The organism is Luteolibacter pohnpeiensis (assembly GCF_016595435.1).
Taxonomy (GTDB): Bacteria; Verrucomicrobiota; Verrucomicrobiia; order Verrucomicrobiales; family Akkermansiaceae; genus Luteolibacter; species Luteolibacter pohnpeiensis.
This window is the reverse complement of the sequence record NZ_JAENIJ010000002.1, coordinates 157,001-181,646: the sequence shown is the minus strand read 5'-3', so window position 1 is coordinate 181,646 and position 24,646 is coordinate 157,001. Positions and strand designations below refer to the sequence as shown.

Annotated in this window: 19 protein-coding genes; 13 read left to right on the top strand and 6 right to left on the bottom strand. The window is 55.5% G+C overall.

The window, feature by feature from the left end:
• Positions 1 to 39: 39 nt before the first annotated feature.
• The gene (gene sufT, locus JIN85_RS01925; protein ID WP_200267210.1) at positions 40 to 585 is read left to right on the top strand and encodes a putative Fe-S cluster assembly protein SufT; all 546 of its coding nucleotides are present in this window, start codon (positions 40 to 42) and stop codon (positions 583 to 585) included.
• Positions 586 to 606: 21 nt separating this feature from the next.
• Here the strand turns inward: sufT and JIN85_RS01920 are convergent, their stop codons facing one another.
• Positions 607 to 1,089, bottom strand: coding sequence for a low molecular weight protein arginine phosphatase (locus JIN85_RS01920; protein WP_200267063.1), 483 nt, complete (start codon positions 1,087 to 1,089; stop codon positions 607 to 609).
• 10 nt (positions 1,090 to 1,099) lie between these two features.
• Between JIN85_RS01920 and JIN85_RS01915 the strand changes: the two genes are divergently transcribed.
• On the top strand, positions 1,100 to 1,816 hold the full coding sequence (locus JIN85_RS01915) for a helix-turn-helix domain-containing protein (protein ID WP_200267061.1): 717 nt from the start codon (positions 1,100 to 1,102) through the stop codon (positions 1,814 to 1,816).
• Here JIN85_RS01915 and JIN85_RS01910 read toward each other — a convergent pair whose 3' ends face one another.
• Complete coding sequence (locus JIN85_RS01910; protein ID WP_200267053.1) at positions 1,817 to 3,940, bottom strand: RecQ family ATP-dependent DNA helicase; 2,124 nt, start codon at positions 3,938 to 3,940, stop codon at positions 1,817 to 1,819.
• 88 nt (positions 3,941 to 4,028) lie between these two features.
• Positions 4,029 to 5,318 carry a dGTP triphosphohydrolase gene (dgt, locus tag JIN85_RS01905; protein ID WP_200267051.1) on the bottom strand — a complete coding sequence of 430 codons (1,290 nt, stop codon included), beginning with the start codon at positions 5,316 to 5,318 and terminating at the stop codon, positions 4,029 to 4,031.
• A 144-nt stretch (positions 5,319 to 5,462) separates the two neighbouring features.
• On the opposite strand from dgt, the gene JIN85_RS01900 reads away from it, so the two are divergent.
• Positions 5,463 to 7,142, top strand: coding sequence for a DUF4407 domain-containing protein (locus JIN85_RS01900; RefSeq protein ID WP_200267049.1), 1,680 nt, complete (start codon positions 5,463 to 5,465; stop codon positions 7,140 to 7,142).
• A 112-nt stretch (positions 7,143 to 7,254) separates the two neighbouring features.
• Positions 7,255 to 8,046, top strand: a complete 792-nt coding sequence (locus tag JIN85_RS01895; protein WP_200267047.1) for a PEP-CTERM sorting domain-containing protein — start codon at positions 7,255 to 7,257, stop codon at positions 8,044 to 8,046.
• Positions 8,047 to 8,261: 215 nt separating this feature from the next.
• Here JIN85_RS01895 and JIN85_RS01890 read toward each other — a convergent pair whose 3' ends face one another.
• Positions 8,262 to 9,185, bottom strand: a complete 924-nt coding sequence (locus tag JIN85_RS01890; RefSeq protein WP_200267045.1) for a hypothetical protein — start codon at positions 9,183 to 9,185, stop codon at positions 8,262 to 8,264.
• Between the two features lie 60 nt (positions 9,186 to 9,245).
• Positions 9,246 to 9,737 (bottom strand): asparaginase domain-containing protein, encoded by a 492-nt coding sequence (locus JIN85_RS01885; RefSeq protein WP_200267042.1) that lies wholly within the window; start codon positions 9,735 to 9,737, stop codon positions 9,246 to 9,248.
• A gap of 189 nt (positions 9,738 to 9,926) precedes the next feature.
• Here JIN85_RS01885 and JIN85_RS01880 point away from each other — a divergent pair, with 189 nt between their 5' ends.
• The 6 genes from JIN85_RS01880 to JIN85_RS01855 all read left to right on the top strand — a co-directional run bounded on the left by JIN85_RS01880 (position 9,927) and on the right by JIN85_RS01855 (position 17,534).
• Complete coding sequence (locus JIN85_RS01880) at positions 9,927 to 10,304, top strand: GntR family transcriptional regulator (protein WP_200267040.1); 378 nt, start codon at positions 9,927 to 9,929, stop codon at positions 10,302 to 10,304.
• Between the two features lie 7 nt (positions 10,305 to 10,311).
• Positions 10,312 to 11,214 carry an ABC transporter ATP-binding protein gene (locus JIN85_RS01875; protein WP_200267038.1) on the top strand — a complete coding sequence of 301 codons (903 nt, stop codon included), beginning with the start codon at positions 10,312 to 10,314 and terminating at the stop codon, positions 11,212 to 11,214.
• Positions 11,183 to 12,904 (top strand): hypothetical protein, encoded by a 1,722-nt coding sequence (locus tag JIN85_RS01870; protein WP_200267037.1) that lies wholly within the window; start codon positions 11,183 to 11,185, stop codon positions 12,902 to 12,904. Before JIN85_RS01875 ends, JIN85_RS01870 begins: the two co-directional genes overlap by 32 nt.
• 118 nt (positions 12,905 to 13,022) lie before the next feature.
• Positions 13,023 to 14,240: a hypothetical protein gene (locus tag JIN85_RS01865; RefSeq protein WP_200267035.1), complete on the top strand. Its 1,218-nt coding sequence runs from the start codon at positions 13,023 to 13,025 to the stop codon at positions 14,238 to 14,240.
• A 104-nt stretch (positions 14,241 to 14,344) separates the two neighbouring features.
• Positions 14,345 to 16,324 carry a DNA gyrase/topoisomerase IV subunit A gene (locus JIN85_RS01860; protein WP_200267033.1) on the top strand — a complete coding sequence of 660 codons (1,980 nt, stop codon included), beginning with the start codon at positions 14,345 to 14,347 and terminating at the stop codon, positions 16,322 to 16,324.
• A 61-nt stretch (positions 16,325 to 16,385) separates the two neighbouring features.
• The gene (locus JIN85_RS01855) at positions 16,386 to 17,534 is read left to right on the top strand and encodes a cysteine desulfurase family protein (protein WP_200267031.1); all 1,149 of its coding nucleotides are present in this window, start codon (positions 16,386 to 16,388) and stop codon (positions 17,532 to 17,534) included.
• A gap of 15 nt (positions 17,535 to 17,549) precedes the next feature.
• On the opposite strand, the gene JIN85_RS01850 is transcribed toward JIN85_RS01855, so the two are convergent.
• The gene (locus JIN85_RS01850) at positions 17,550 to 19,715 is read right to left on the bottom strand and encodes a serine/threonine-protein kinase (protein WP_200267029.1); all 2,166 of its coding nucleotides are present in this window, start codon (positions 19,713 to 19,715) and stop codon (positions 17,550 to 17,552) included.
• A 140-nt stretch (positions 19,716 to 19,855) separates the two neighbouring features.
• Here JIN85_RS01850 and JIN85_RS01845 point away from each other — a divergent pair, with 140 nt between their 5' ends.
• From JIN85_RS01845 to JIN85_RS01835, 3 genes are all read left to right on the top strand, one after another.
• Positions 19,856 to 21,139 carry an argininosuccinate synthase gene (locus JIN85_RS01845; protein ID WP_200267027.1) on the top strand — a complete coding sequence of 428 codons (1,284 nt, stop codon included), beginning with the start codon at positions 19,856 to 19,858 and terminating at the stop codon, positions 21,137 to 21,139.
• A gap of 40 nt (positions 21,140 to 21,179) precedes the next feature.
• Positions 21,180 to 21,368, top strand: a complete 189-nt coding sequence (locus tag JIN85_RS01840) for a hypothetical protein (RefSeq protein ID WP_200267025.1) — start codon at positions 21,180 to 21,182, stop codon at positions 21,366 to 21,368.
• Positions 21,369 to 21,534: 166 nt separating this feature from the next.
• Positions 21,535 to 24,597 (top strand): alpha-mannosidase, encoded by a 3,063-nt coding sequence (locus JIN85_RS01835; RefSeq protein WP_200267023.1) that lies wholly within the window; start codon positions 21,535 to 21,537, stop codon positions 24,595 to 24,597.
• Positions 24,598 to 24,646 lie beyond the last annotated feature (49 nt).

Below are 24,646 nucleotides of genomic sequence, written 5' to 3'. Positions count from 1 at the left end.
TCCCTTGCGGCGCGCGCCCGGCTAGGTTTTACTCGCCGCATGCACGAGGAAATCACCCTGACCCGCGAGGTGTCTGCCATTCAAATCCCAAGCGGCGATTCGCTTACCCTGCCAGCCGGCACCCCGGTGTTCATCACCCAGCGGTTGGGCGGCACTTTCACGGTCGCGACTTCCCAAGGCCTTGCTCGGATTTCCTCTCAGGATTCGGATGCCCTCGGCGTCGATTTGGAGGAAGAAGCCAAAAAACAGGCAGAGGCGGTGCGCCTTCACGATGCACCGATCGAAGAGCAGGTCTGGGCGCAGCTCAAAGGCGTTTACGATCCTGAAATCCCGGTCGATATCGTGAATCTCGGCTTGGTCTACGACTGCGTGCTTGAGGAGCTCGATGGTAAAAAAATCGTCGCCGTGAAAATGACGCTCACTGCGCCAGGCTGCGGCATGGGCCCGGTGATTGCTGCCGATGCTCAAGCGAAAATCATGACCATCGAAGGCGTTGACGATGCACGCGTTGAGCTGGTTTGGGATCCCGCCTGGAATCAGGAAATGATTTCCGAGGAAGGGAAAATGAAGCTGGGAATGATTTGATCCAGCCGGAAAGGCGACGTGTCAGTCGTCTTTCCAAGTTTGATCAATGTAAGAGAGAATCATCGGCAAGGCCGCGTCCAGAATCGCGGCCGTTTCTTCGTAAGCCCGGCGCCCCATGCCGATGGGGTCTGGAACATCCGCGCCGATGCCACGGCCGGGCAGTTCAACGAAATCACAGGCCAGGTGGTATTTCTCGGATTGTTCCGGGAATCTGGCTTCGAGGGTCGCCAGGTGGCTGGATGTCATCGCAAACACGTGAGTTGCCTCGTCCAAAAGTTCGGAAGTCACCGGCTGGCTGGTGAAGTTTTTGAGTGAAGCACCGCGTTTTTTCAAAATCAGCTCGGTTTCCGGATTGGCTGTATCGCCGGGGTAGGCGGACACGCCTGCGGAAGCGACACTGAAATCCTTCCGATCCGCGACGAGTTTGGTGAACAAGCCCTCCGCCATCGGGCTACGGCAGGTGTTTCCGGTGCAGACAAAAAGCACGCGTTTTTTCGAAGACATCGGCGGAAACATGCTTTTAGTTAGAGACCACGTCAAATGCGCATTGGCCATCCCTGTCAGGAATCTTGCCAATTGCTGTTTTAAAGATAAGATCCGCGCTGTGGATGGTGACTCGTATCAGATCGGTAGGTCGTTAATCGAAGCACGTGAGGCTGCTGGCCTGGAGGTGATCGATGTGATGTACCAGACCAAGATTCCACGCGCGGTGGTGGAAGCTTTGGAGTCAGAAGACTTTTCGTTTTTTTCCAGCCCGACCTACGCCAAGAGTTTCCTTCGGCAATACAGTGAATTTTTAAAGGTCGATGCCGATGAGTGGCTCAACGCACTCGAGCCGGGTTCCTACGTGGCTGGCCAGGTGTTAGGCCCATTGGTGGAAACGGTAGATGAGCCGGAACTGGGTGAAACCGCCGCGCCTGCGACGATGGGCGGCTTTGCCTCCATTTGGTTGCTCCTGATTTCCGGCGCCTTGGTATTCGGCGGGGTGAAGGGGTATCAATGGTTAGAGCAAAAGTTGGATCATGAGCCGAAGGTTTCAACGGAGCCGGGCCAGAAAGAAGATACCGAACTGAAAACGCAATCCACCCCGCCACCTGAGGAAATCAAGGCGGCGACCAGTTCATCCCTTCCGCCAATTCAACCGCTGACTGCGGAAAATCATCACCCGCTCCGCCAACCGGCGCAGCCAACTGAGTCGCCCGTGCCACGGGCCATCATCGTGCATGAATGATCAGCGCTGACTGCGCTGCCAATTTTGGATCGCGTGCAAGAAGGGCGTCAGGTATCGCTGAGCCTTCGCCACGCCGATGCCGGGAACTTCGAGGGCTTCGGTGGAATTGGACGGCTGATAGCGAACCAGTGCCTCCAGCGTTTTGTTGCCGAAAATGACATAAGGCGGAACGTTTTCCTGGCGTGCCATGGTTGCCCGCAAGTCCCGCAGGATTGAGTAAAGTTGCCCGTCGAATCCCTGATCCTGCAAGCTGTCAGGCTTTGGGCCCGCATCTGTATCCGGCCAGTTCATCGAGAACGATTTCTTGCCTCGCATCACCTGTTCGCCCTCATCCGTTAAGGTCAGCAGGGGATAGTCGCCATTGATCGTGATCACCAAACGGGCATCGTGCAGCGACCGCATCAGCGCGTTCAAATACCCCGCGCCTTTTTCTTTCAGAATGCCGTAGGTGCTCAGTTCATCGAGCTTTGCGGATAGAATTTCCTGCGACCGGCTCCCGGCGAGCATTTGCACGATCCGGCCGCGACCGAAACGCGCTTCCCAGCCATTTGCGGTGCGGCGCGACATGCGGGCGACGCCGCTCAGCGCCTTGCGCACGATCAATGCTTCTTCAGTCGTTGGTGGACGGATCTCGTCCGATCCTTCCTCGCGGCAAACGTCGCAATTGCCACACGGCTTGCCACCGTTTTCACCGAAATAGGTGAGAATCCACTGCTGGCGACAAACCCGCGAGTAACACATCTCGACCATCGCCTTCAGCTTTTCGCGATCGCGCCGGTCTTTTTCCTCGATTGAAGATTCATCGAGCTGCAGCTGGCTGGTCAGCACTTCAGGTTTCAGCAAACGTGTGCCTCGCGTCCGTTTGCCCGGAACGTCAAAGCGCTGGATATACCCCGACCGCGCCAACACCGTCAGTCCGCTACCCACCGACATTGGGTTCTTCACATCGGCGCCAGAAGCGATCTCGTCCAAAGTACGATGCACCTCGTATTCACGATCCGCCTCGTTGAGCAGGTATTGATAAATCGAACGAATCGTCGCAGCCGTCGGGTTGGCGCCTTCGATGAAAAATTCCTGAGTCCGGGTATCGGCATAGTTGAACAGCATTTCGCACACCGCAGCCTCGCCATCGCGTCCGGCACGTCCGGCTTCCTGGTAGTAGGCTTCGACACTGCCCGGAATTTCATAGTGGATCACAAATCGCACGTCGGGCCGATCAATCCCCATGCCGAACGCGTTGGTTGCGACCGCGATGTCGACCTTGCGTTGGATGAAAATCTCCTGGGCGCGATCGCGCTCCTGATCGCTCATGCCGCCGTGGTAGGCGATGCATTTGATGCCCCAACTTGCGAGCGTTTCTGAAACCGAATCCACTTTCTTACGGGTCGCGCAGTAGATGATGCCGGTGCGGTGGGCGGCGACGATCGATTTGATGCGCTCGTCCTTGTGCGAGGCCTTGTCGACCCCGGTGATGGATAACGCGAGGTTGGGACGGGAAAATCCGCTGACCCGCTCGAAGGGGTTGCGCAGCTTGAGCACGCTGCGGATGTCCTCTCGAACTACGGGAGTTGCCGTAGCGGTAAGCGCGACACATTGCGGACTACCGATTTTTTCCAACGCCTTGCCGAGCCGGAGGTAGTCCGGGCGGAAATCGTGCCCCCACTGGCTGAGGCAGTGGGCTTCGTCGACCGCAAACAGTGAAACCTCGACCCCGCGAATCGCATTGAGAAAACTTTCCGCACGAAACCGTTCCGGTGCAACGTAGACGAGCTTCCACTTTCCAGCCCGCATGTCGTCCAGGCGTTCGCGTTGTTCGGCCCAGCTTAGCGTTGAGTTGATCATCGTCGCGGAAATGCCGCGTGCGACCAGCGCGTCGACCTGATCTTTCATCAGCGCGATCAATGGTGAAATCACCAGGGTCACGCCGCTGAAGCACAATGCCGGAATTTGATAGCACAGCGACTTTCCGCCGCCGGTTGGCATCACGACCAGCCCGTCCTTACCGGAAACGATTTCGGAAATGACGCTTTCCTGACCATCCAGAAACCCGGAAAATCCGAAGTGCTTTGCCAGCGCCTCGTGAGGCGTCGACAGCAGCGATTTGGATGGGGCAGGGGATGGCATGTCGGCAGAAAGGACAATCCCTCGACCGCCCGGCGTCAATCTTTGTCACAAGACTGAACTGATCAAATGATTAGTAAAAGTCGGAAATTTACCCGATCAGGTCACCAATCGAGCCGAAATCGGGCGAAAACAACCGCTTGTAGGTTCGCGCCGCGTAGCCATCGGTCATGCCGGACAGGAAATCACACACCAAGCGCGCCCGCCCGGCGGCATCGGGTTCGGCGAGGATTTCCGCTGCGGAATCCGCAGGCAGGAGCTGGAAATCCTGGCCGTCGATCGATTCGTTTAGCACGTAGCGTTGGTAAAGCAGCTCCCAAAGTTGGCGCAACAGGCGGCTGCCTTTGTGCTCGAGTTGCTTGAGCTGCGGGGAAAGGAAAACGACTTCGAACGCGAGCTTTTTGAACAACGCGGACTCGGCTTTCACCGCCGGATCGATCACCAGCCGGAATTTGTAGCGATTGGTGGTATCGCTGAGGAAATTGGCGTCGGTTTCGATCCGCGTCGCCTGGATGTAGCGGCCGATGCGCGCGCCGACGAATGGATCGACTTTTCTCCGACGAATCGCCCGCATCAGATCGCCGAGCGGGGTGCCCTCGCCAGTCGGGTGCTGATGTTGCTCCGCCCAGGCTTCGATTTTTTCGAGATGGAGAAATCCCGCGCGCACGCTGTCCGACAAGTCATTGAGCGAATACGCCGTGTCATCCGCCCAGTCCATGATCTGGCACTCGATCGATTTGAAGGAGTCGCGGGTTTTTCCTGGGATGAGCTCCATCGGGAAATCATTGCCGCCGATCGCCCAGTCGAGATGGGAAAATTGTTCGTCGTAGATGAAATGGTGAGCGGGTGCTTTGCCGTCGGATTTCAGCTCGGTCCACAGTGATTTGTATTTCAACACTCCGTCGAGAAAGGCGCGGGTCGGATTCATCCCGGTGCGTTTCGCCGAGAAAATCCGATCGGTCAGCAAGCGCAGCGTTTGGGCATTGCCTTCGAATCCGCCGTGGTCGCGCATCAGGTGGTTCAACGTTCGTTCGCCGGCGTGACCGAATGGCGGGTGGCCGAGGTCGTGCGAAAGGCAGACGGCCTCGACCAGATCGGGATCGATGAAAAAGTCATCGTTGAACGGTCCATCGGGTCGGGTTTTCAGCCAATGGGAAATCGCTTTGCCGATTTGCGCGACTTCGAGCGAATGGGTGAGCCGAGTACGATAGAAATCGTATTCGCCACTCCAGAAAACCTGGGTTTTGTTTTGCAACCGGCGAAACGTGGTGGTGTGCAGCACCCGGTCGCGATCGATCTGGAACGGGGATCGGTAATCGCCCTGATCCTGCATTCCAGAGCGTCGTTCGGTGTCAAAGGCCCCGTAAAATCGGTTCAGCATCGGCAGTATCCGACGCGAGCCAGCGCACGAAGTCGAGACGGAATGACGCGCGAAGGGAGATCGGTGAAAATTCCGCAAAATTTCCACGAAGTTGCAATTCAATGATGAATCCGTGAGTATCCTACGCTTCCAACCATAGCATCCATGCACGCCATCAAACGCGCCTTCTTCTGGCTCTCTGGAGCAGGAACCGAAACTCTCGAACAATGCCCGAACTGGGAGCAGCGGAAATACGTCGCGTTCGGAGCGACGGTTCTGGTGCCTTGCTCGTTCGCGTTCATCGCCTGCGCCTACGCGCTGTCGACCCTCACCTCGGAACCCCGCGTCATTTACCCGGTCGCGGCGGTTTGGGCGTTCATCATCATGACGATCGACCGCGCGTTGCTCGCGGGTTACCGGCCGTATCTTTCGATTTTCCGCAAGGGCGCGCAATTTTCGCTGCGCTTGCTGGTGGCGATTCTGATGGGAATCACGATCGCGCACCCGCTGGTCTTGTTGTTGTTTCGCGACACGGTGACCTCGGTGATCGAGAAGGATCGCGCGGCGGAAATTGAGGTGGTGCGGTCCGGATTTGAGAAGGAAAAATCTAAAGTGCGCGAGCAGATCGGCGTTCTGGAAACCGCGCTCGCCGAACAACGCCAGCGTTGGAATGAGTCATTCCAGGCGAAGTTCATCCTGCAGGAGAAAGAGGATGCTACGGCTGCCATTCCCGGCATCACGGAGGATCAGCAGAAAGAGCTGAAGGCATCAATCGATAAGGCCACTGAACCTTTTCGGGATCGATTGACGGTGGTCGACAAGCAGATCGATGAACTCACTCCGCAATACACGACGCTGCAAACCGAGCTCGGATTTTGGCAGGCCGAATTTGAGCGCGAGCTGAATGGTCAACGGTCGGGGATCGCCGGTGAAGGGCCGCGTGCGCGGTCGATACGATCGGACCAGCTCGAACCACGGCGCGAGGAATCCAAACGGATCGGCGGATTGCTGGAACACCTCACGGCGGAAAAGGCGAATCTGCAAACGCAGTCGCGCCAAGCCGAAGCTTCGGCGATCGCTGCATTTGAGCAGAAGCTGAAAGAAATCGAAGCTGCGAACCAAGCCGAGGCGGATCGCGTCGCGGCATTGAAGCAAAAGGTCGAGGAGGATCAGGCCGATCAATTTGTGACTCAACAGAATGCGCTGCGCGAAACGATCAAGCAGCAGATCGACAGCCGCATCAAGGAGCTTGAGCTGGTGCAAGGTGAGCTGGCTGCGGTGGTGAACGAAGAATCCGAGCGGCTCGATGCGATGCGCGCGGAACCTCGCAAGGACATCCTCACCCAGACTCTGGCGCTGCACGCGTTGTTCGAGGCGGGCAACGAAGGCGGCAAGTTTGCGTTCTACACGTATGTCATTCTCACCGCGTTGTTCATGTTGGTGGATACCATTCCATTGATTGTGAAATTTTTCACCAAACCCGGGCCCTACGACTCATTGGTCGATCGCGATGAAATCGCCTTCGACTCCGAGCATCGCGCTTACAAGCAAAGCCGCAGCCGCTACATGCAACAGCTTTCCAGCGGAAATCTGATCGCAGTGACCCGCAACCAAGGACTGGAACACGCGCTGGTCGATGGCGTTGAACACACCCGCGCGGCCCGTGAATTTCTCGATTCCTTGATCGAAATGGAGCGCTCATTTGCCGAGAAAATGAAACTGGAGGAGCAAACCATCGGCATTGCCGAAAGCGACAAACGCGCCGCGCTCGAGGCGATCAAGAAACGCTTCTACGAAGACCTGCACCACCGGATGGAAATCTTCTTCACCGCCCGGAGAGCGTAAATTTAAACAATATATATCTATCTGTTGTGGTGGATAATGAATAATTCCATGTGGATAGTTGTTAGTATGATGATAGGTAATGGTACGGGTATTGCTAATTCACTCATACCCTATGACTATTGCCACTGCTCCCCGTATGGCATTGCTATCTGCAATGTTTCTAACAATTCCAAGCATTTACGCTGCTACTCCGATTGCTGCTACTGGTGCTAATCAGGACATCATCGTTGAAGGCTACAATCCTGGTGGTGATTTAACCACTTATGCCACCTCATCATTCGATGTAGCTAACGGATCCACTTTCCTCGCGAAAGGAATTGGTTTTGGCGGTGATCCGGGTCTCCTTCAATCATTTGTTAGTGAGAGCGATCCTTCCGTAGAATTTGAACTTCTTGGAGGTTATGATGAGTTGAATACTCTTCAACTAATTAATGGCACCTCAGGGACATTGACCATGGTAACTCCAAGTGCCTATTCTGAAATCTACGTTCTGACTGCATCCGCAAACGGAAGTGCTACAGGTACAGCAACTGTAAATTTCTCAGGTGGTTCATCACTCGTTCTGGCATTTGCTTCTGGCGACTGGTACGGCTCCGACGATGTCGCAATCTCAGCTGGTCCGGTATATGCAGGCACTTCTGGAGGAACTCGTGCTTATTATACCAATGGGAACGATGCTCCAGCCCCGCCTAGATTATTCCAATATGAACTCGCTATTCCATTAGCATATCAAGGTTTGGAGGTCACCTCGATTGATTTTTCGATTGATTCAGCTGGAAATGACCAGCTTTATACTTCGATCATGGGGCTTAGTGGCAATGCTGTTCCTGAACCATCTGTAGCAGCAATGATTTCAGCTTTGGGATTGTTTGGTCTTGTTAGACGTAAACGCGCAAATGTTTGATTTTCACATTCTTATCTTGTTGAATTTAATCTGGTGAAGAGCTAAATCTAACGGTTAAAAACGATTTCGCGATTATCGCTCTATGCTGCGGTAATCGCGTTTTAGTATCGAGTGATCTCATCGTATGATGATCCAAATTTAGTAGTTTTTATTTCATTGATGCGTTTTTTGGTAATCCTAGTTGTTACGGAAGCGATACCAGAGTGGAAGATTGATCATTGTGCTGACTTTGCCTTTTGATAAGCGGAGAGGGTTAGGAAAAACCATTTCTTGCGATAAGCAAAGACGAGGAATGTGACCATGAGGGCGATGCCTAGAGCGATCCACATATAGAATCGAAACTTTCGCCAGAATATCAATGATTGGTAGAACTCAATCTTCTGATCAATTTGACCGGGCTTAGGATAGCCGTATTCTCGCGATAGTTCCATCAGCTCGATCGCAGGTTCTACGGAGTTCAAATGCGCTTCCAGTAAAGCATAGGAATATAATAAGTCCGCTACAATGGGATCGGTCGGTTTAACAAAGACGAGCCTCTCCTTGAGTTGATGATGCAGCGCGTTCTGGAGGTTCAGGGCGAATTGCTCTTCACCTTGGATCACCAACTTGGATCGAGGAGAAATGGCCTCCGGGAGCTCGATCAGATGGTGGTGATTGAGGAAATCCGGATCATCCTGAAGTAGGATTTTCGTTTTCAAAATGGCGGCATGGAGCCATTCCGTGCCTTGGTGAGATTCGGGATTCCGCCGGATTCCTTCTTCGATCCATTTTAAGGCGGAACCGAGATCGCCGTGAAGCTCGTATGCAGTTCCTAGATTCGAAGCAGTGCTGTAGCGACCGGGAAATTCGGCCTCAAGATCGGTCAAAATGGCGATGGCTTCGTCAAAGTGGCCGGACAGGATTTTCCGAACCCCGGATTTTTCCAGTTCAGTGATCGGGTCTTCATCTGGCCCGGATTCATGCGAGATCAAATCCATCATCGACCTCGGGTCGGAGTCCATCGCTCGTCTCAAATCACCGGCCGGATGACTGAAGAGCAAGGTTGATTTTCCATCGAGCGAAGTGCCCGGAACGTTGATGCAGGCTTGGCTCCTGAGCTGAAGAAGGAAAAACAACGGGATGAAGCGGAGAAAGTTCATGGACACCTTTCCCACCTGATCAGTTTGTTTGCAAAACGGCAACAATAAACGGGTTGCCAGTTATGGCGTATCCGTGCGCTCAAAGCGGCCTGCTTGATAATTCTTCCGAACTTTTCCAGCGGGAAAAATCGTGCCATTCATGGCGAGATACACGCCGGGAGTGAGGGATTGCACGGCTCCCAGCGCGAGCCCGAGGTTAAAGATCGCGTCCGTTGTACGAAACCTGGCAGGCGCCAAGGCTCCCGTGAGCACAATGGTTTTTCCGGCAATTCCAACGAGGGCTTCAGCGGTAACAGCCATCGAGTCGGTTCCGTGAGTGATCAGAATGTGTGACTCGGCGGCACCCTCGCACACTTTGCGAATTGCAGCCCGGTCGTTGTCGTCGAGCTCAAGGCTGTCCTTTCGCATCAGGGGTTCGAGTCGCCATGGCAAGGTTACGCCCGCTTCCTCGAACACGGCAGGAACGGTCGACGTGCCAACCTCATACTGGGATGAGGCGTCAAAGTAAACTTTGTCGATGGTGCCGCCGGTAGTCAGGATCAGGAGGTTCATGGGGAAGTAGCGCTAGTGGATTCCGATACGTGGAAACAAAGCAAACCGCCAGCGAAACTCGCCCCGGAATTTCATTCCTCATGCGGCGCAGCGCTTTGAGGCATCTGGCATTCAGATGAAATGATCGCTAAATCGCAAATTGTTCTTGAGGTGTAACAGTTGTAGTGATACACAAATAACACATTCAACATGCTTCCGTTTTCATTCCAACTACGCGATGGCGAACCGGTCTCGGACCAAATTGTCCGCGCGGCGCATCATGCTCTGGCGAGTGGTGAGTTGCGGGAAGGGGATCTATTTCCCTCGGTGCGCGCGCTGGCGCAGGAACTAAAAATTTCTCCAACCACCGGCCACAAGGTGATCCAGCAATTAAAGGATCTCGGCTTTCTGATCAGTCGACCCGGGATTGGCATGGTCATTCAGGCACCCCAGCTGCCATCGCTCGAACAACGGCTAGCGATGATGGAGCCGGCGGCGCGGCGGTTTCTCGATGAAGCGCGATCGCTCCATCTAACGATCGATGAAGTGGAGCAATTGCTACGGCGGTTGCAATCGAACCAAATCTAACAAAATCATGATAACTATTCGCGGATTGCAGAAGCGATTCCATGGGAAGGATGCCCTGCGCGGTGTCGATCTCGATATACCCGAAGGAAAGGTGACGGCCTTTCTGGGACCCAATGGCGCTGGGAAAAGCACCACGATCAAATGCGCCATGAACCTGATCGATCGGGATGCCGGTAAAATCCAGATTCTTGGATCTGATGCCCGTGATCTTGGCCCGGAGCAATGGCGGCGCATTGGCTACGTTTCAGAAAATCGCAGACTTCCGGAATGGCTGACAGTTCCCAAACTGCTCGATTTTATCCGGCCGATGTATGGGGATTTCTGGGACCGCGATTTTGAGAAAAAGCTGCTGAAGGATTTGGAAATACCGCTGAAAACCAAATTGCAGAACATGTCACGCGGTCAGAAAATGAAGGCCGCCTTGCTCGCTGCATTGCCTTATCGGCCACAACTCATCGTGCTCGACGAACCGTTCACAGGGCTGGATCCCTTGGTGCGGGACGAATTTCTAACAGGTCTGTTGGAACTGACCGAAACGGAAGGTTGGACTGTGTGGATCTCCTCGCATGACATTGAGGAAGTGGAGCGTTTTGCCGACCGCATCGCCGTATTGGAAAATGGCCGGATCGATTTGCAGGAAGATGTGGAAACCCTCCAGTCGAGATTCCGCCACGTGGAGCTTTGGTTCGATGAAGCGGTGGAATTGCCGGCGAATCTTCCTGAAACCTGGATCAACCTGCAGGCCGCAGGGCGAACCATTCGCTATGTCGATATCCAGTCGAACGGACCCGAGAGTTCCACAGCGTCGGTTCAGCTTTTTCCATCCTCCGTCCGACAAGAAATACGTCCCATGACTCTCCGGGAAATCTTCGTCGCGCTTGCTCGCAGTTATCGAATCAAAACTCACTAAAATTATGCCATTCTCACCGCTTACTCGGTTTCTTGGAATTACTATTGTTCTATCTTATGCCATTGCGATATTGTGGCCCGATGATCAATCCTACCTTTGGGGTTGGAAGATGATCCCTGCTTTGTCGCTGATTATCAGTCTCTTGAGTTGGAGCATGGTTCGTGATGCTGCGCCGTTTGATGATCGATCTTTTCATCGAACCTTGCCGGTAGCGAATGGCCTGATATTTAGGAGATTGCTCGGCATGTATGGATGGATTCTTCTTGGGATTGCTGTGGTTGTATTGATCTATTGTTGGGTATTTAACTTTGGTTGGCGTGCCATTAGCTATGGTATGGTTTATCTAACGGTGCCAGTATGGTCGATGATGGCTGCGACTGGGTTGGCTTTTAGCCTATGTGGTTCAAGAGGGTATCGTAAGTTGTTGAGCTGTTTAGCAGTTTTTTTTGTGCCATTGATCTCTGTGAGTCTATTGTTTTGGTGTAAAAACAAGTTTCAATATGGGGTATATGAAAAGAATAATCTGGTTATTGATGGGTTTATCTTCAAGAAAATGCATATTCTAGACTCGGTAGAAGTTGCTATTTTGGTTGCGGCGATATCGTATCCTTTGATTTGGTGGATGGTTTCGGTTCGGAGATTCTATTCTGTTGGGGTGTTACTAAGTGGTTTTGTGGGTGCAGTTTTACCTTGGGTCTGGACTTATCTCGATTTTGGTGAATTGCCTGAACGTTTTTATACGGGAGAATCTGCTCAAACTCAGCATCGCTTGGTAATAGAGATGAAGTCGGATTTTTCGAAGGATCAGAAGTGGATTCCTATTGAAAAGATGGTCTCTATAACGGGGCTGAAACCTGGTGAATTTACCGATATTTGGTTCATGATGGGCCGTGATGCAGCGGGTGACCACTTCGGGGTTCAACTATTTGATGTGCCTGATCAACCTGATTTCGGAGATCGCTCAATGAGGACACGATTGGTGGTTTCCAGATCTGCGGATGGAACAATGCACTGGGGTAGGAGGCCGGCTGTCTGGTCGCAACTTGAAAGGCTTATCCCTCAGCATGAAACATTTACTTTTTGGAATAAGGACGATCAAATTCCCACCCACTTGTCAGTCTCTAGAGATTCACTATATGCTAAATCTGAGGATGCCCAGCCTCTGCCAGTAGATGAGTCGACTGAAATCTATTGGCCAGATTTACATTTGCCGATACGGATTTATGGACCCGGGGTTTTTAAATTAGAGGAAGTCGGAATATTCGACTTGTCCTCGGGTGGGAGTAGTAGACTCGCAGGCGGAGGAAAAGCTGTGATTGGCAAGCTTTCGGAACATGATAATCATTACAGTATTACCCTCAAACGATATACCGAAGACCTTTCGGAATTGAAAGGGGCATGGCTCGGAGGAGAGATGTCTGACTCAATCCCAGACGCCTACGGTCAGCCCTGGTTGATTGCGATAGATCAATCAGGCAAACATGCAGTAGCTCTCTCTAGCGGTGAGAGACCGAGTATGCAGTTCGATTTGGTAATGCTGGGTCGTTGCTACAAAACGACCTTCGATCTAGGAGAAGTCAAAACACCAGAGGAGATCGCTCGTATGGAATGGTTACGAAAATCCAAGCTTTATGTGTTTTGGTCGAGACGTGTAGAGTCACTGCCAAAATTCATGAGCATCAGTAAATAGAATGCTAGTTTTTGGAGAATGGAGAATATTTCAAATGATGCTGGATTTTAAGTTGCTCATTTCGTAGATGGGCAACAGCACAGAAGTTTGAAATCTCCAATCTGGAAATATCCCATTCATGAAATCGTCCCGTTCTCCTTGGAAATCCTTTGCGATATTGGTTCTTGGACTCGCCCTCGGCACGGGCATCGGAGTTTTTGTTGGCCCGAAAGTCATCCCGGGCTCTCGCTCGATTGCTGATACTTCCGCATCTTCAGCTGCCGCGCCCAAACCTGCAGCTGAAGCCGGGAATGACGTGAAGGCTTCTTCTGAACCAGTGGCGCCAGAAGAGACTGCATCTCAAGATCTGGGAGATCGGGTTCGTGAAATTTTCCGCGAACGGGTAGAAACGGAGCGCTATGAGAAGTTCTGGAATTTAGTTCAAGGAATCGAGTTGAGCCAATATCCGGAAATGGTGGCTCTCGTTCGGGAAAGCGACCTGCAGGGGATTGATGCCGGAGGCGAGTGGTCGCGCATGTGGACGAGCTGGGGAAGGCGCGATCCGGTTGCGGCCATGGAGTTTCTGCGCACCAACACCTGGGCGGGTTGGGATTCGTTAGCGATCACCGAAGCTCGGGATCGGGCGCTGACGGCCTGGACGGAGGTCGATGCGGAAAGCGCTCGGAAATTTGTCGATGAGAGCCCAGAAATCGCAAGCGGCGATCGGTCATACGTTTACGGCCTGGTTCGTGGCTGGGCGAATGTGGACCCGGATGCAACCGTGGCTTGGCTCGCGAAAACCGGCCTGGGAATGCGCGGCGAGTTCAAAATGGTGGTGGCTGCGGTTTACCGAAAAGGTGGCCAGGAAGGCATCAATCAATGGTTTGCCAAGATCAATCAATCGGATTTGCCGGTGTCAGACAAGGCGGGCTACGCGCTGGAGATCGAGAAAGTGAAAGAGGAGTATCAGCCGGCGGAAACGGCCGCTTGGGTGGTGCCTTACTTGAGCGAAAACTGGATGCAGGGCAGTGAAATACCTCGGCGGGTCATCCAAGCATACGCCAAGAAAGATCCGGTGGCTGCACTTGAATGGACGGAACAGCATCAACCCAACTTGACCTATCTGGCGGTAGACTACTGGTGTCAAAATGACATCGGAAGCGCGATCATGTGGTTCGATAAACACGGTGATGAACTGAAGTCTGCCAACATGGCGAATATCATTTGCTTAAATCTAGTCAAAAAAGATCCGATTGGTGCGAAAAATTGGATCGAGTCCCTGCCTGACGAAACCATGCGGACGGACTTGATGCGGCTAGTTCCTAAGAGCATTTTGAAATCTCCAGCGACGCGTTGACTGGTTGACGGATTCCAGGCTCTGTCGGGGCTTTTTGCAAAAGCCACCAGCTTCCCGGTCAAGTTGCTTGCCTGCCCCTCCGCAGTCCTCTAAGTCTCCGCTGCATGACCCATGACCCGGACCAGCATTCCTCGTTGAAGGGGATGTACCAGGACTATTTCCTCGACTACGCCAGCTACGTCATTCTGGAGCGGGCGGTGCCGCATTTGCATGACGGCCTGAAACCGGTGCAGCGCCGGATTCTGCATTCGATGGAGGAGCTGGATGACGGGCGTTACAACAAGGTGGCGAATGTCGTCGGAAACACGATGAAATACCACCCGCACGGCGATCAATCGATCGGTGATGCGATGGTGCAATTGGGTCAGAAGGATCTGCTCATTGATACTCAGGGAAACTGGGGCAACACCCTCACCGGTGACGGCGCGGCGGCGCCCCGATACATCGAGGCCCGGTTGACGAAATTCGCGCTGGACGTGGTGTTCAATCCTAAGACCACCAACTGGTTGCCGAGTTACGATGGGCGGAACAAAGAGCCGGAAACCTTGCCGGTGAAATTCCCGCTACTGCTCGCTCAAGGCGTCGAAGGGATCGCCGTGGGCCTCGCCTGCAAGGTCTTGCCTCACAATTTCAACGAACTGATTGAGGCGTCGATTGCCGCGCTGCGCAATGAGCCGTTCACGCTTTTGCCGGATTTTCCCACCGGCGGGATCATGGACGCCAGCGATTATCGCGATGGTCTGCGAGGCGGCAAAGTGCGCGTCCGGGGCGTCATCTCCATGGAGAAAAAAGGCATCCTGCGCATCACCGAGATCCCATTCGGCACCACCACTGGCGGCGTGATGGATTCGGTGGTCAACGCTGCGGATAAAGGCAAAATCAAAATCGCCAAGATCGAGGATAACACCGCTGCCAATGCGGATATCCTGGTTTATCTCCCGGCCGGGGCCGATGCGGAAACCACACGCGACGCGCTCTACGCCTTCACGGATTGCGAGATGAGCATCTCGCCAAACGCGTGCGTGATCGTCGATGGCAAACCGCAGTTCCTCGGCGTTTCCGAAATTCTCAAGCGCACCGCGGACCAGACCCGCGAGCTGCTCCGCATGGAGCTGGAAATCAAACTCGGCGAGCTGGCCGACAAATGGCATTTCAGTTCGTTAGAGCGGATCTTCATCGAAAATCGCATCTACCGGGACATCGAGGAATGCGAAACCTGGGAAGCCGTTCTGAAGGCGATCGACGACGGATTGGAGCCGTTCAAGAAATTGCTCAAGCGCGAGGTGACGCAGGACGATCTGGTCCGCCTTACCGAAATCCGAATCAAGCGGATCTCGAAATACGATTCGTTCAAGGCGGATGAGGAAATTCTCGCTCTGGAGAAATTGATCGAAGAAACCGAGAAGAATCTGCGGAATCTGACCCGCTACACGATCCGTTGGTATGAGGGCCTGATGAAAAAATACGGCAAGGATCGCGAGCGCCGGACCGAGATTTCTTCGTTCGAAAAAGTCGATCGCTCACAGGTCGTCGCGTTGACCGAAACCTTGTATCTCGATGCGAAAAACGGTTTTGCCGGTTACGGCCTGAAGAAAGAAGAGCCGGTGGAGCGGTGTTCACGCCTGGACGATGTCATTATCTTCGCCAGCGATGCGAAGATGCGGGTGACGAAAATTGCCGAAAAATTCTTCGTTGGTGCCAAGCCGCTGCGCGTCGCCATTTTCCGCAAGGATGAGGAGCTGATCTATTCGCTGATTTATCGTGATGGCCGCAGCGGGCCGATTTTGGCGAAACGTTTTCGTGTTGGCGGGGTGACCCGCGATAAGGAATACAGCCTGACCAAGGAGACGCCGGGATCGAAAATCCTGTATTTTGCGATCCACACCTCGGAGGCGGAAAGTGATGCGCAGATGCTGCTGGTTCACATCAAACCGGCACTGCGGATGCGGAATTTGATCCGCCCGCTGTTGTTCTCCGAATTCGGCATCAAGGGCCGTTCCAGCAACGGCAATGTGGTCACCAAGCACGCGATCGAAAAAATCGTCCGCGCACCGAAGGATTACGATCCGACCAGCGGCAGCTGATGGCGCCACGGAACCGGATTTTCCAGGTTGAAAACACGCCGGGTGGATCGGATGCTGCGGCATGATTCATTTGGACGCCAATGCGACGACGCCGCTGTTGCCGGAGGTGTTGGACGCGATGCTGCCGTGGCTGCGCGATGGTTTTGCAAACCCGTCCGGGGCTTATGCGAGTGCGAAGCTGGCCCGCAAGGCGATCGATCAGGCGCGTCGCCAAGTGGCCGATTTGATCGGAGCCGAACCGAGCGAAATTCTGTTTACCAGCGGCGGAACGGAAAGTGTCAACACGGCGCTGCATTCCCTGGATCGCTTGACAGGGGAAGGGCACGCGGTGGTTTCGGCGATCGAACACAGCGCGGTCCTTCGCTATGCGGAGTCGCTGCAGCGTGAGGTCAAGCTGGCGCCGGTCGATGCCGATGGCCGGGTGAATTTGACGGCCTTCGCAGAATTGTTAGACGGTGCGGCGTTTGTTTCGATCATGACCGCGAATAACGAAACGGGGGTGATTCAGCCGATTGCAGAGATGCGAAAAATGGCGGCGGAAAAGGGTCTTCCGTTTCACTCGGACGCCATCCAGGCGGCGGGGAAAATGCCGATCGATGTCAAGGCAACCGGAGTCGATTTGCTCTCGCTCTCCGCACACAAATTCCACGGCCCCAAGGGCATGGGCGCACTCTATGTCAGGAAAGGCCTGCGCTTCATGCCGTTGCTGCGCGGTGGAGGTCAGGAGGATGGGCGGCGCAGTGGAACGGAAAATACGGCAAGCATCGTAGCAATGGGAGTCGCCGCTGCGTTCGCAGCCAAGCCTGACTATGGAAATCTGGATGAAATGCGAAATGCCTTTGAAAAAAAGGTGATGGAGCAGGTCGCCGGGGTCACCGTCAATGGAAGCCTGGAGCATCGCTTGCCGAATACGTCCCATCTGTCATTCGATGGCTGCGAAGCGGCGGGTTTGTTGATCTTGTTAGACGAAGCTGGCGTCGCCTGCTCGGCGGGGTCTGCGTGCATGACCGGGAAGCAAAAACCCTCGCACGTGCAGCTGGCGATGGGGATCGATGAAGCACGTGCCAAAAGCAGCCTGCGATTCAGTTTTTCGAAGTTGAACACGATGGAGCAAGCGCAGGCCGCTGCCGATCAAGTGAAGCGGGCGGTGGAAAAATTGCGCCGCATCCAAGGATCGGGAGTGGGGCCGGTGGTGGTTTACTCACCGTGAAACCGAAGGCCGGGATCAATTCCCGCTCATCGCATCGAGTGCCTTTTGGGCGCGGGTGATCACGGCTTCACTTTTGCCGTTGCTGATGATGGTTTTCAGCACATCTGCCACCCAGGCCTCGTTTCGGTTGGTGGTGATGCTGCGGACGAGTTGATCCTGCTCCAGGCTGGTTTCCGCGTTTGCCGCGAGTAACTTCCAGAACTGTTCGTCCTGCTCGGGTTTGCGCGAATGAGTCGGGTCCAGTAACAGCCGGAACGCCGAGTCAAAGAGGCTGGTTCGGAGTCCGGTGTTGGTGGTGGATTTCAGAGTGTCGACCAGCGGGAGAAACATCGAGTCATCCGGCCAGACTCCCACCGAAATCGCTGCGGCAGCCTTTTCCGGATCGGTTCCGGATTTTAGAATCTCACGGATTTTGTGCCCCGGTTGAGAGCCTCCCGCATGGCCCATTAATCGGATCAACGCGAGTCGCACGTTTGCATCCACCGCGCCTTGATAGGCTGCCACCAATTTCTCGCCAAATGTGTCGCGAAGGGGAGCCGCCAGGATCAGCTCGGTGATGGCCGCCTCGGAGGTTTCGCGGATTTCATCGCTCGTGGTGTAGAGCAGAAGCTGCAGAAAATCCTCCCATTGGCGCTGCGTGGCAAGTGCCCGGGCGGTCTCCAGCGCCATGTTGGCGAATGCTCCATCGTTGGTCTTGCTGACGTAATCGAGAAGGGGCTGCACGGCGGATGGCTTGCCGCGTTGGCGCAGGATTTCGCCGATCAAGGTCTCCCTAACCTTGTCCGGGAGATCCGGTTCACCGGCGAAAATGGCGATGCGTTTGTCCAAGTCCGCAGCGTTTTTGGGCGTGGCGATCAACAGGTCGCGGTAGATTTTCTGCAGGCGGGTGTTGTCACTGGTTTCCAGAGTTGCTCGCAGCAGGATGCCAATCTCGGATTCGGTGACCGGCAGCTCCCTGGTCCCTGGCTCCGAACCTTTCTCCAGCAATTGATCGAGGATTTCCGCCTGCTGGTGTCGGGTGTTTGCCTTGCTGATGAAAAGCACCGCCACACAGATCACCACCAGAGCGAGAACTCCGATGACGGTTTTCTGGACGTTGCTCATGCCCGGTTTCGGGCGCGGTGGCAGCGGGCGGCTCGGCGGCCGCCTGACTGGAGTCGGCGCAAGTCGGGTCGTCGGCCCCGGCGTCATGCGCTGGGTGGGTAAATCTGAAGCCGAAAGCGTCACTGGCGTGGTGTGGACGCTCGGTTGTGAACCTTCCGGCGGAAGCAGCGGTTGAGGGGAGGGGACGGTTTTGCCGCTGGCGGGATCGGTCCGATCCGATGGTGGTCGCAGGCTGCTGGTCGGCGGGCCTTGCTGCGCATCGTTCATCAGGAACAACTTCAGCGAGTCGCGCGCGGTGGCGGGTCTGTCGTCCGGTTTGCGATTTAGCAGCCACATCACCCAGTCACACACCCAGTTGGGCAAATCGGGCCGCAGTTGCTGCAAAGGAGTGACGCTGTGATTCAGATGGGCGGCCATCACTTCCTGCCCGGTTTGTCCGTCAAATGGATGCAGCCCGGTGAGCGCGTAATAGTAAACGCTGCCCATCGCATAGAGATCGGTGCGGCCATCGATGAATCCACGCTCGAATTGCTCTGGCGCCATGAAGAAAATCGAACCAAGCACCGCGTCGTTTTCATCGACGTCCTGCAAGGTCGGCTCCGGCATCAGCTGGGCCAGGCCGAAATCGACGATTTTCACCTGAAATTTCCCGGATGGCAGCCATTTGAGCATCAGATTGCCGGGTTTGATATCGCGGTGGACCAGGTCCAGCTCTTGCGCGGCGATCAGCGCCTCCTGCGTCTGCATCGCCAATTCACGAAAATCCGGCCAGGTCAGCGGGGCGATTTCCACCAATTCATCCAGCGTTTTGCCGGAAATCAGCTCCATCACGACGTAGGGGCCTTCGTCGTCGCTGCCGACATCGTAGATGGTGACAATGTGCGGGTGCTGCAGCGAGGCCAGGGCTCCGGCTTCTTTCGAAAGCTGTTCGGTCGCGCTCGAAAGTTGTTGGGCATCGTCGTTGGGGGTGATGCGTTTGAGCGCCACCTCGCGATTCATTTTCTTATCGAAGGCGCGGTAGACCGAGCCAAGCCCGCCCTGGCCGATTTGTCCGCGGATTTCGTAACGATCTTCCATGATGAATGCGACGACTTGAAAACTGACCGCAGGAACGCACCGGCGGCAATGAAGAATTGCGGGGGATCATGGGGGAACTGCGGACTTTGCCGACGTTCTCCGCTTGCTCGTCTCGCGGGATCATGCTTGCCTGCGCGGCAATGAAAATTCTCGTCGCCTACTCTGGAGGTCTCGATACCTCGGTTCTTCTCAAATGGCTCAAGGAAAAATATTCCGCTGAGATCATCGCTTACTGCGCCGATGTCGGCCAGCGCGAAGAACTGGACGGCCTTGAGGAAAAAGCGCTCAACACCGGCGCGTCGAAGTATTTCCTCGGCGATCTGAAAGAGGAATTCGCCCGCAACTACATTTTCCCGATGCTGCAGGCGAACGCGATTTACGAAGGCCGCTACCTGCTTGGCACCTCGATCGCCCGTCCCTGCATTACCAAAGGCATGCTGGATGTCGCTCTCGCTGAAGGAGCTGATGCGATCGCCCACGGCGCGACCGGAAAAGGCAACGACCAGGTGCGTTTCGAACTTTCCGCCGCTTCTTTGGCACCACAAATCAAGTGCATCGCCCCATGGCGCGACGCCTCATTCCGCAAGGATTTCCCCGGCCGGGCTGAAATGATCGCCTACGCGGAAGCCAACAACATCCCGGTCAAGGCATCGATGAAGAAGCCGTATTCGATGGACCGCAACCTCCTGCACATTTCCTTCGAAGCCGGCGCCATGGAGGATCCATGGTATGACGCCACGACCCCGGCGGATCGCGACATGTATGTGCTTTCGACCGCTCCTGAGGATGCTCCCGACAAGCCGGAATACGTGCAGATTCTGTTCGAAAAAGGCGACGCGATCGGCCTGCAAGCGGAAGGTCTGGCCGAATTGATCACAGAGCTGGGTGACTTCCAAGTGCTCGGCGAAAAGGACGGCTACACCTTGCTCACCCCATACGGCATCATGCGCGTGCTCAATGCCCTCGGCGGCAAGCACGGTGTGGGCCGGGTCGACATCGTCGAGAACCGCTTCGTTGGCATGAAATCCCGTGGCGTTTATGAAACCCCGGGCGGCACCATCCTGCTCGCTGCTCACCGCGACCTCGAAACCTTGGTGGTTGATCGCGAGGCGATGCACATCCGTGATTCACTCATCCCGAAATACGCGCAATTGGTTTACAATGGTTTCTGGTTCGCTCCAGAGCGCGAAGCCATCCAGGCGCTGGTCACTCACACCCAACAAACGGTTTCCGGCGAAGTGCGCGTGAAACTTTACAAGGGCAACGTGATGAACGCCGGTCGCCGCTCACCACACAGCCTTTACTCCGAAGCCGTCGCCACCATGGAAGGCGGCCAGGAAGAAGCCTACAATCAGGACGACGCCACCGGCTTCATTTCCCTCAACGCCCTGCGCCTCAAGGCCAGCGCGCGTCAGGTGAAATGATCCTGTCGACATGGCGGTAAATCTACGTTACCCGTCCTCCATGAGCACTCAGTTTTTCACTGACGATCTTGGCAACAAGGTTGCCGTTGTGATTCCCATCAAGGGACACGACGAGCTCATGGAGGACGCCGTGGATTTTGCGGCAGTCGCTGAGCGGCGGGATGAAGAGCAGATCTCCCTCGCAGAACTCAAATCGCAACTCATTGCGGATGGACTCTTACCGCATTGAGTTTTCGAAATCTGCAGCAAAAGACCTCCGGGGTTTCCCTGTCGAGGCGCGGGTTTTGGCCTGCCAGTGTTTATCCGTTATTTGTTTGAGCGAGATCAAAGCGTCCGTTTCGTAATTGATCCCCAATTTGTTTCCCCACTTTCCCAATCCCATCCTTCTCCAAACCATGGAAACCAGAGCAAAAATTGAGACCCGAATCGAGATGGCGGAAGCCCGCTTCATCATGCCATTGCTATACCCGGAACGCGCGCCGTTGAGTGCGGCGATGTGGGAGGCCGCAGGCGAACCCGTCACCTATGACGTGGCGGTGGCAAATGAGTTCGCACCTGTCGAGAAAGGGGTGCTCTGGGGCAAGGAATGGGGCACCGCGTGGTTCCGTTTCAGCGGCGAGATTCCGGCCGCTTGGAAAGGCAAAACCGTGGTCGCTTTGGTCGATCTCAGCTTTGAAGACGAAGAAGGATTCGGTCGCGAAGGTCTGGTCTGGAAAGACGGCAAACCGGTGATCGCGGTCAGCCGTTATCGCAGCGCCATCCCGGTCGAGTTCGGCAAGTCGGTCGATTTCTACGTCGAGGCTGCCGCCAACCCGGTGGTCGAGTGGCACTGGCCTTACGGCAAAGCTCCGGTCGACCCCGAGCAACGCCTGTTCCGGCTGAAAGAAGCCTGCCTGGCAGTTGCCGATCCCGAAGCGTTCGCCTTTCTCATGGATTTCCGCGTGCTGCGCGAAACGATGCTGGAGCTGCCAATCGAAGGCACTCGCCGCGCCCGCCTGATGCGTGGGCTGGATCAAGCGTGCCGCAAAATGGAAGTCGGCAGCAGTGCTTGGTTGCCCGAAGCCCGCGCGATTTTGAAACCGCTGCTGGCCGCGAAAAACGGCGACACCGTGCACCGCATCACCGCCACCGGCCATGCCCACATCGACACCGCCTGGTGCTGGCCATTGCGCGAAACCATCCGCAAGTGCGCCCGCACTTTTTCGACCGCGCTGTCCTACATGGAGCGCTACCCGGACTACCGCTTCAGCTGCTCGCAGCCGGTGCAATATCTGTGGATGAAGGCGCTTTATCCCTCGATTTTTGAAGGCATCAAAAAAGCTGTGAAGCGCGGCCAATGGGAGCCGATCGGCAGCATGTGGGTGGAGCCCGATTGCAACGTGCCATCGGGTGAATCGCTGGTTCGCCAGTTGATCCACGGCAAGGCATTTTTCGAACGCGAGTTCGGCGTCGAAACCGAAGACCTGTGGCTTCCCGATGTGTTCGGCTACTCGGCCGCGCTGCCGCAGATTTTGCAAAAAGCCGGGGTCGATCGTTTCCTCACGCAAAAGATTTCCTGGAACGATACCAACCAGTTCCCGCATCACACGTTCATGTGGGAAGGGATCGATGGCACCCAAATTTTCAGCCACTTCCCGCCGGTTGATACCTACAACGCCCGCGTCTGGGCGAAGGAATTGACCCGCGCCGAGCGCCAGTTTGCCCAAAAGGATCAGGCGAGCCACTCGCTCATGCCATTCGGTTACGGCGACGGCGGCGGCGGCCCATCGATCGAGATGATCGAGCGCATTCGCCGGTTCGAAAACTTGGAAGGCATGCCGTCCGTCGAAATGGGAACCGTGCGTGGATTCTTCGATGCCGCCGAGGCGGAAATCGAGGAACCGCCAGTTTGGAGCGGCGAGCTTTACCTGGAGCTGCACCGCGGCACCTACACCAGCCAGTCGCACAACAAGCGCATGAACCGCCGCTGCGAGTTGCTGCTGCGCGACGCGGAATTTTTCGACGCAGTGACCTCGTTGCTCGCTCCCGGTGAGTTGGTGGAGACCGATCCGGCACCGGAGCGCGTCATCTGGGACGTCGATGGACACGGCCCGGAAAAAGAAAACTCTCCAACCGCGAAGACGCTCGATCGCGCCTGGAAGTTGCTGCTCCTCAACCAATTCCACGACATCCTTCCAGGTTCGTCGATTGGCCGCGTTTACGATGACAGCCGTCGCGATTACGAGGTGATTGAAAAAATCGCCCTGACTGTGCGCGAAGCGGGTCTGCAACGCTTGCTGCAACCGACCGCCGGATCGCACGTCGCCTTCAACACGCTGGCACACGATCGCGCGGAAGTCGTGGAATTGCCGGACGGAAAGCTCGCCTACGTGCAGGTGCCTGCCTGCGGTTATGCCACCGTGGCTGAAACCAGCGATGTGCCGGAAGCAGTTCAGCTGAAGGAAATTTCCGGCGGATGGGAACTTTCGAACGGCTTGATCGATGTGAAAATCGCCACGGACGGCACCTTGAAATCCGTGACCGATCTCCAAACCGGCCGCGAGTTTCTTGCCGGAACTGGCAACGAGCTTCACCTGCTGCGTGACTACCCGAACCGTTGGAGCGCGTGGGACATCGAGGCGTCCGCCATGGAAGACTACGAGGTCGTCGGCCAGGGCGCGACCGGCAAAGTCGTCGAGCAACAACCGCTGCGCGTGGTACTGGAATTTGATCGCAGCTTCGGCACCTCCACCATGACCCAACGGATCGTGATGCGCGCCGGAACCAGCCGCCTCGATTTCGAAACCTTCGTCGATTGGAAAGAGCGCAACAAGGCACTCAAGGTTTCGTTCCCGCTGTCGATCCGTTCGGATCACGCGCTGTTCGAGATCCAATCCGGCAACGTCCGTCGTCCGGTGCATCGCAACACCAGCTGGGATGCGGCACGGTTCGAGGTTTCGATGCAGCGTTGGCTCGACCTCAGCGAAAGCGATTGCGGTGCGGCGTTGTTGAACGACGGAATTTTCGGCTGCGATGTCCTCGGTGGCCGAGTCCGCCTGACTTTGCTGAAAGGTGCCGGTGCACCGGATCCGAATGCCGACATCGGCCAACACCGCTGGACCTTCAGCTTGTTCCCGCATGCCGGAGCTGGCGTCGAAGGTGGAGTGGTGGAAGCAGCCGCCGAACTGAATACACCTCTGCTGGTGCGCGAGGGCACGATGTCGGAATCGAGTGCATGCTGGCTTTCTGCCAACAAGCCAGGTGTCACGCTTGAAGCCTTCAAACGTGCCGAGGACGGCGATGGCGTCGTCGCCCGTTGGCTCGAAAGCTACGGTCGCGAGGTCAAAGTCGATCTTTCCCGGACCTTGCCGATCGATGGTCTGCAGGAAACTGACCTGCTGGAACGCATCAACACCGACGGCGACAACGGCGAATCCATCGTCCTCCGGCCCTTCGATATCCGGACTTTCCGGAGTTAGTCGAATTCCCAATAGCAAGCGTCCGTTAATCCGGGCGCTTGCTTGCTGT

Excerpts from the sequence above, each read along its gene's own strand:
- JIN85_RS01855 (WP_200267031.1), top strand. The coding sequence starts at position 16,386 with ATGATTCATTTGGACGCCAATGCGACGACGCCGCTGTTGCCGGAGGTG.
- JIN85_RS01850 (WP_200267029.1), bottom strand. The coding sequence starts at position 19,715 with ATGGAAGATCGTTACGAAATCCGCGGACAAATCGGCCAGGGCGGGCTT.
- JIN85_RS01920 (WP_200267063.1), bottom strand. The coding sequence starts at position 1,089 with ATGTCTTCGAAAAAACGCGTGCTTTTTGTCTGCACCGGAAACACCTGC.
- JIN85_RS01875 (WP_200267038.1), top strand. The coding sequence starts at position 10,312 with ATGATAACTATTCGCGGATTGCAGAAGCGATTCCATGGGAAGGATGCC.
- JIN85_RS01915 (WP_200267061.1), top strand. The coding sequence starts at position 1,100 with ATGCTTTTAGTTAGAGACCACGTCAAATGCGCATTGGCCATCCCTGTC.
- JIN85_RS01910 (WP_200267053.1), bottom strand. The coding sequence starts at position 3,940 with ATGCCATCCCCTGCCCCATCCAAATCGCTGCTGTCGACGCCTCACGAG.
- JIN85_RS01890 (WP_200267045.1), bottom strand. The coding sequence starts at position 9,185 with ATGAACTTTCTCCGCTTCATCCCGTTGTTTTTCCTTCTTCAGCTCAGG.
- JIN85_RS01845 (WP_200267027.1), top strand. The coding sequence starts at position 19,856 with ATGAAAATTCTCGTCGCCTACTCTGGAGGTCTCGATACCTCGGTTCTT.
- dgt (WP_200267051.1), bottom strand. The coding sequence starts at position 5,318 with ATGCTGAACCGATTTTACGGGGCCTTTGACACCGAACGACGCTCTGGA.
- JIN85_RS01865 (WP_200267035.1), top strand. The coding sequence starts at position 13,023 with ATGAAATCGTCCCGTTCTCCTTGGAAATCCTTTGCGATATTGGTTCTT.
- JIN85_RS01840 (WP_200267025.1), top strand. The coding sequence starts at position 21,180 with ATGAGCACTCAGTTTTTCACTGACGATCTTGGCAACAAGGTTGCCGTT.
- JIN85_RS01880 (WP_200267040.1), top strand. The coding sequence starts at position 9,927 with ATGCTTCCGTTTTCATTCCAACTACGCGATGGCGAACCGGTCTCGGAC.
- JIN85_RS01860 (WP_200267033.1), top strand. The coding sequence starts at position 14,345 with ATGACCCATGACCCGGACCAGCATTCCTCGTTGAAGGGGATGTACCAG.
- sufT (WP_200267210.1), top strand. The coding sequence starts at position 40 with ATGCACGAGGAAATCACCCTGACCCGCGAGGTGTCTGCCATTCAAATC.
- JIN85_RS01835 (WP_200267023.1), top strand. The coding sequence starts at position 21,535 with ATGGAAACCAGAGCAAAAATTGAGACCCGAATCGAGATGGCGGAAGCC.
- JIN85_RS01895 (WP_200267047.1), top strand. The coding sequence starts at position 7,255 with ATGACTATTGCCACTGCTCCCCGTATGGCATTGCTATCTGCAATGTTT.
- JIN85_RS01885 (WP_200267042.1), bottom strand. The coding sequence starts at position 9,737 with ATGAACCTCCTGATCCTGACTACCGGCGGCACCATCGACAAAGTTTAC.
- JIN85_RS01900 (WP_200267049.1), top strand. The coding sequence starts at position 5,463 with ATGCACGCCATCAAACGCGCCTTCTTCTGGCTCTCTGGAGCAGGAACC.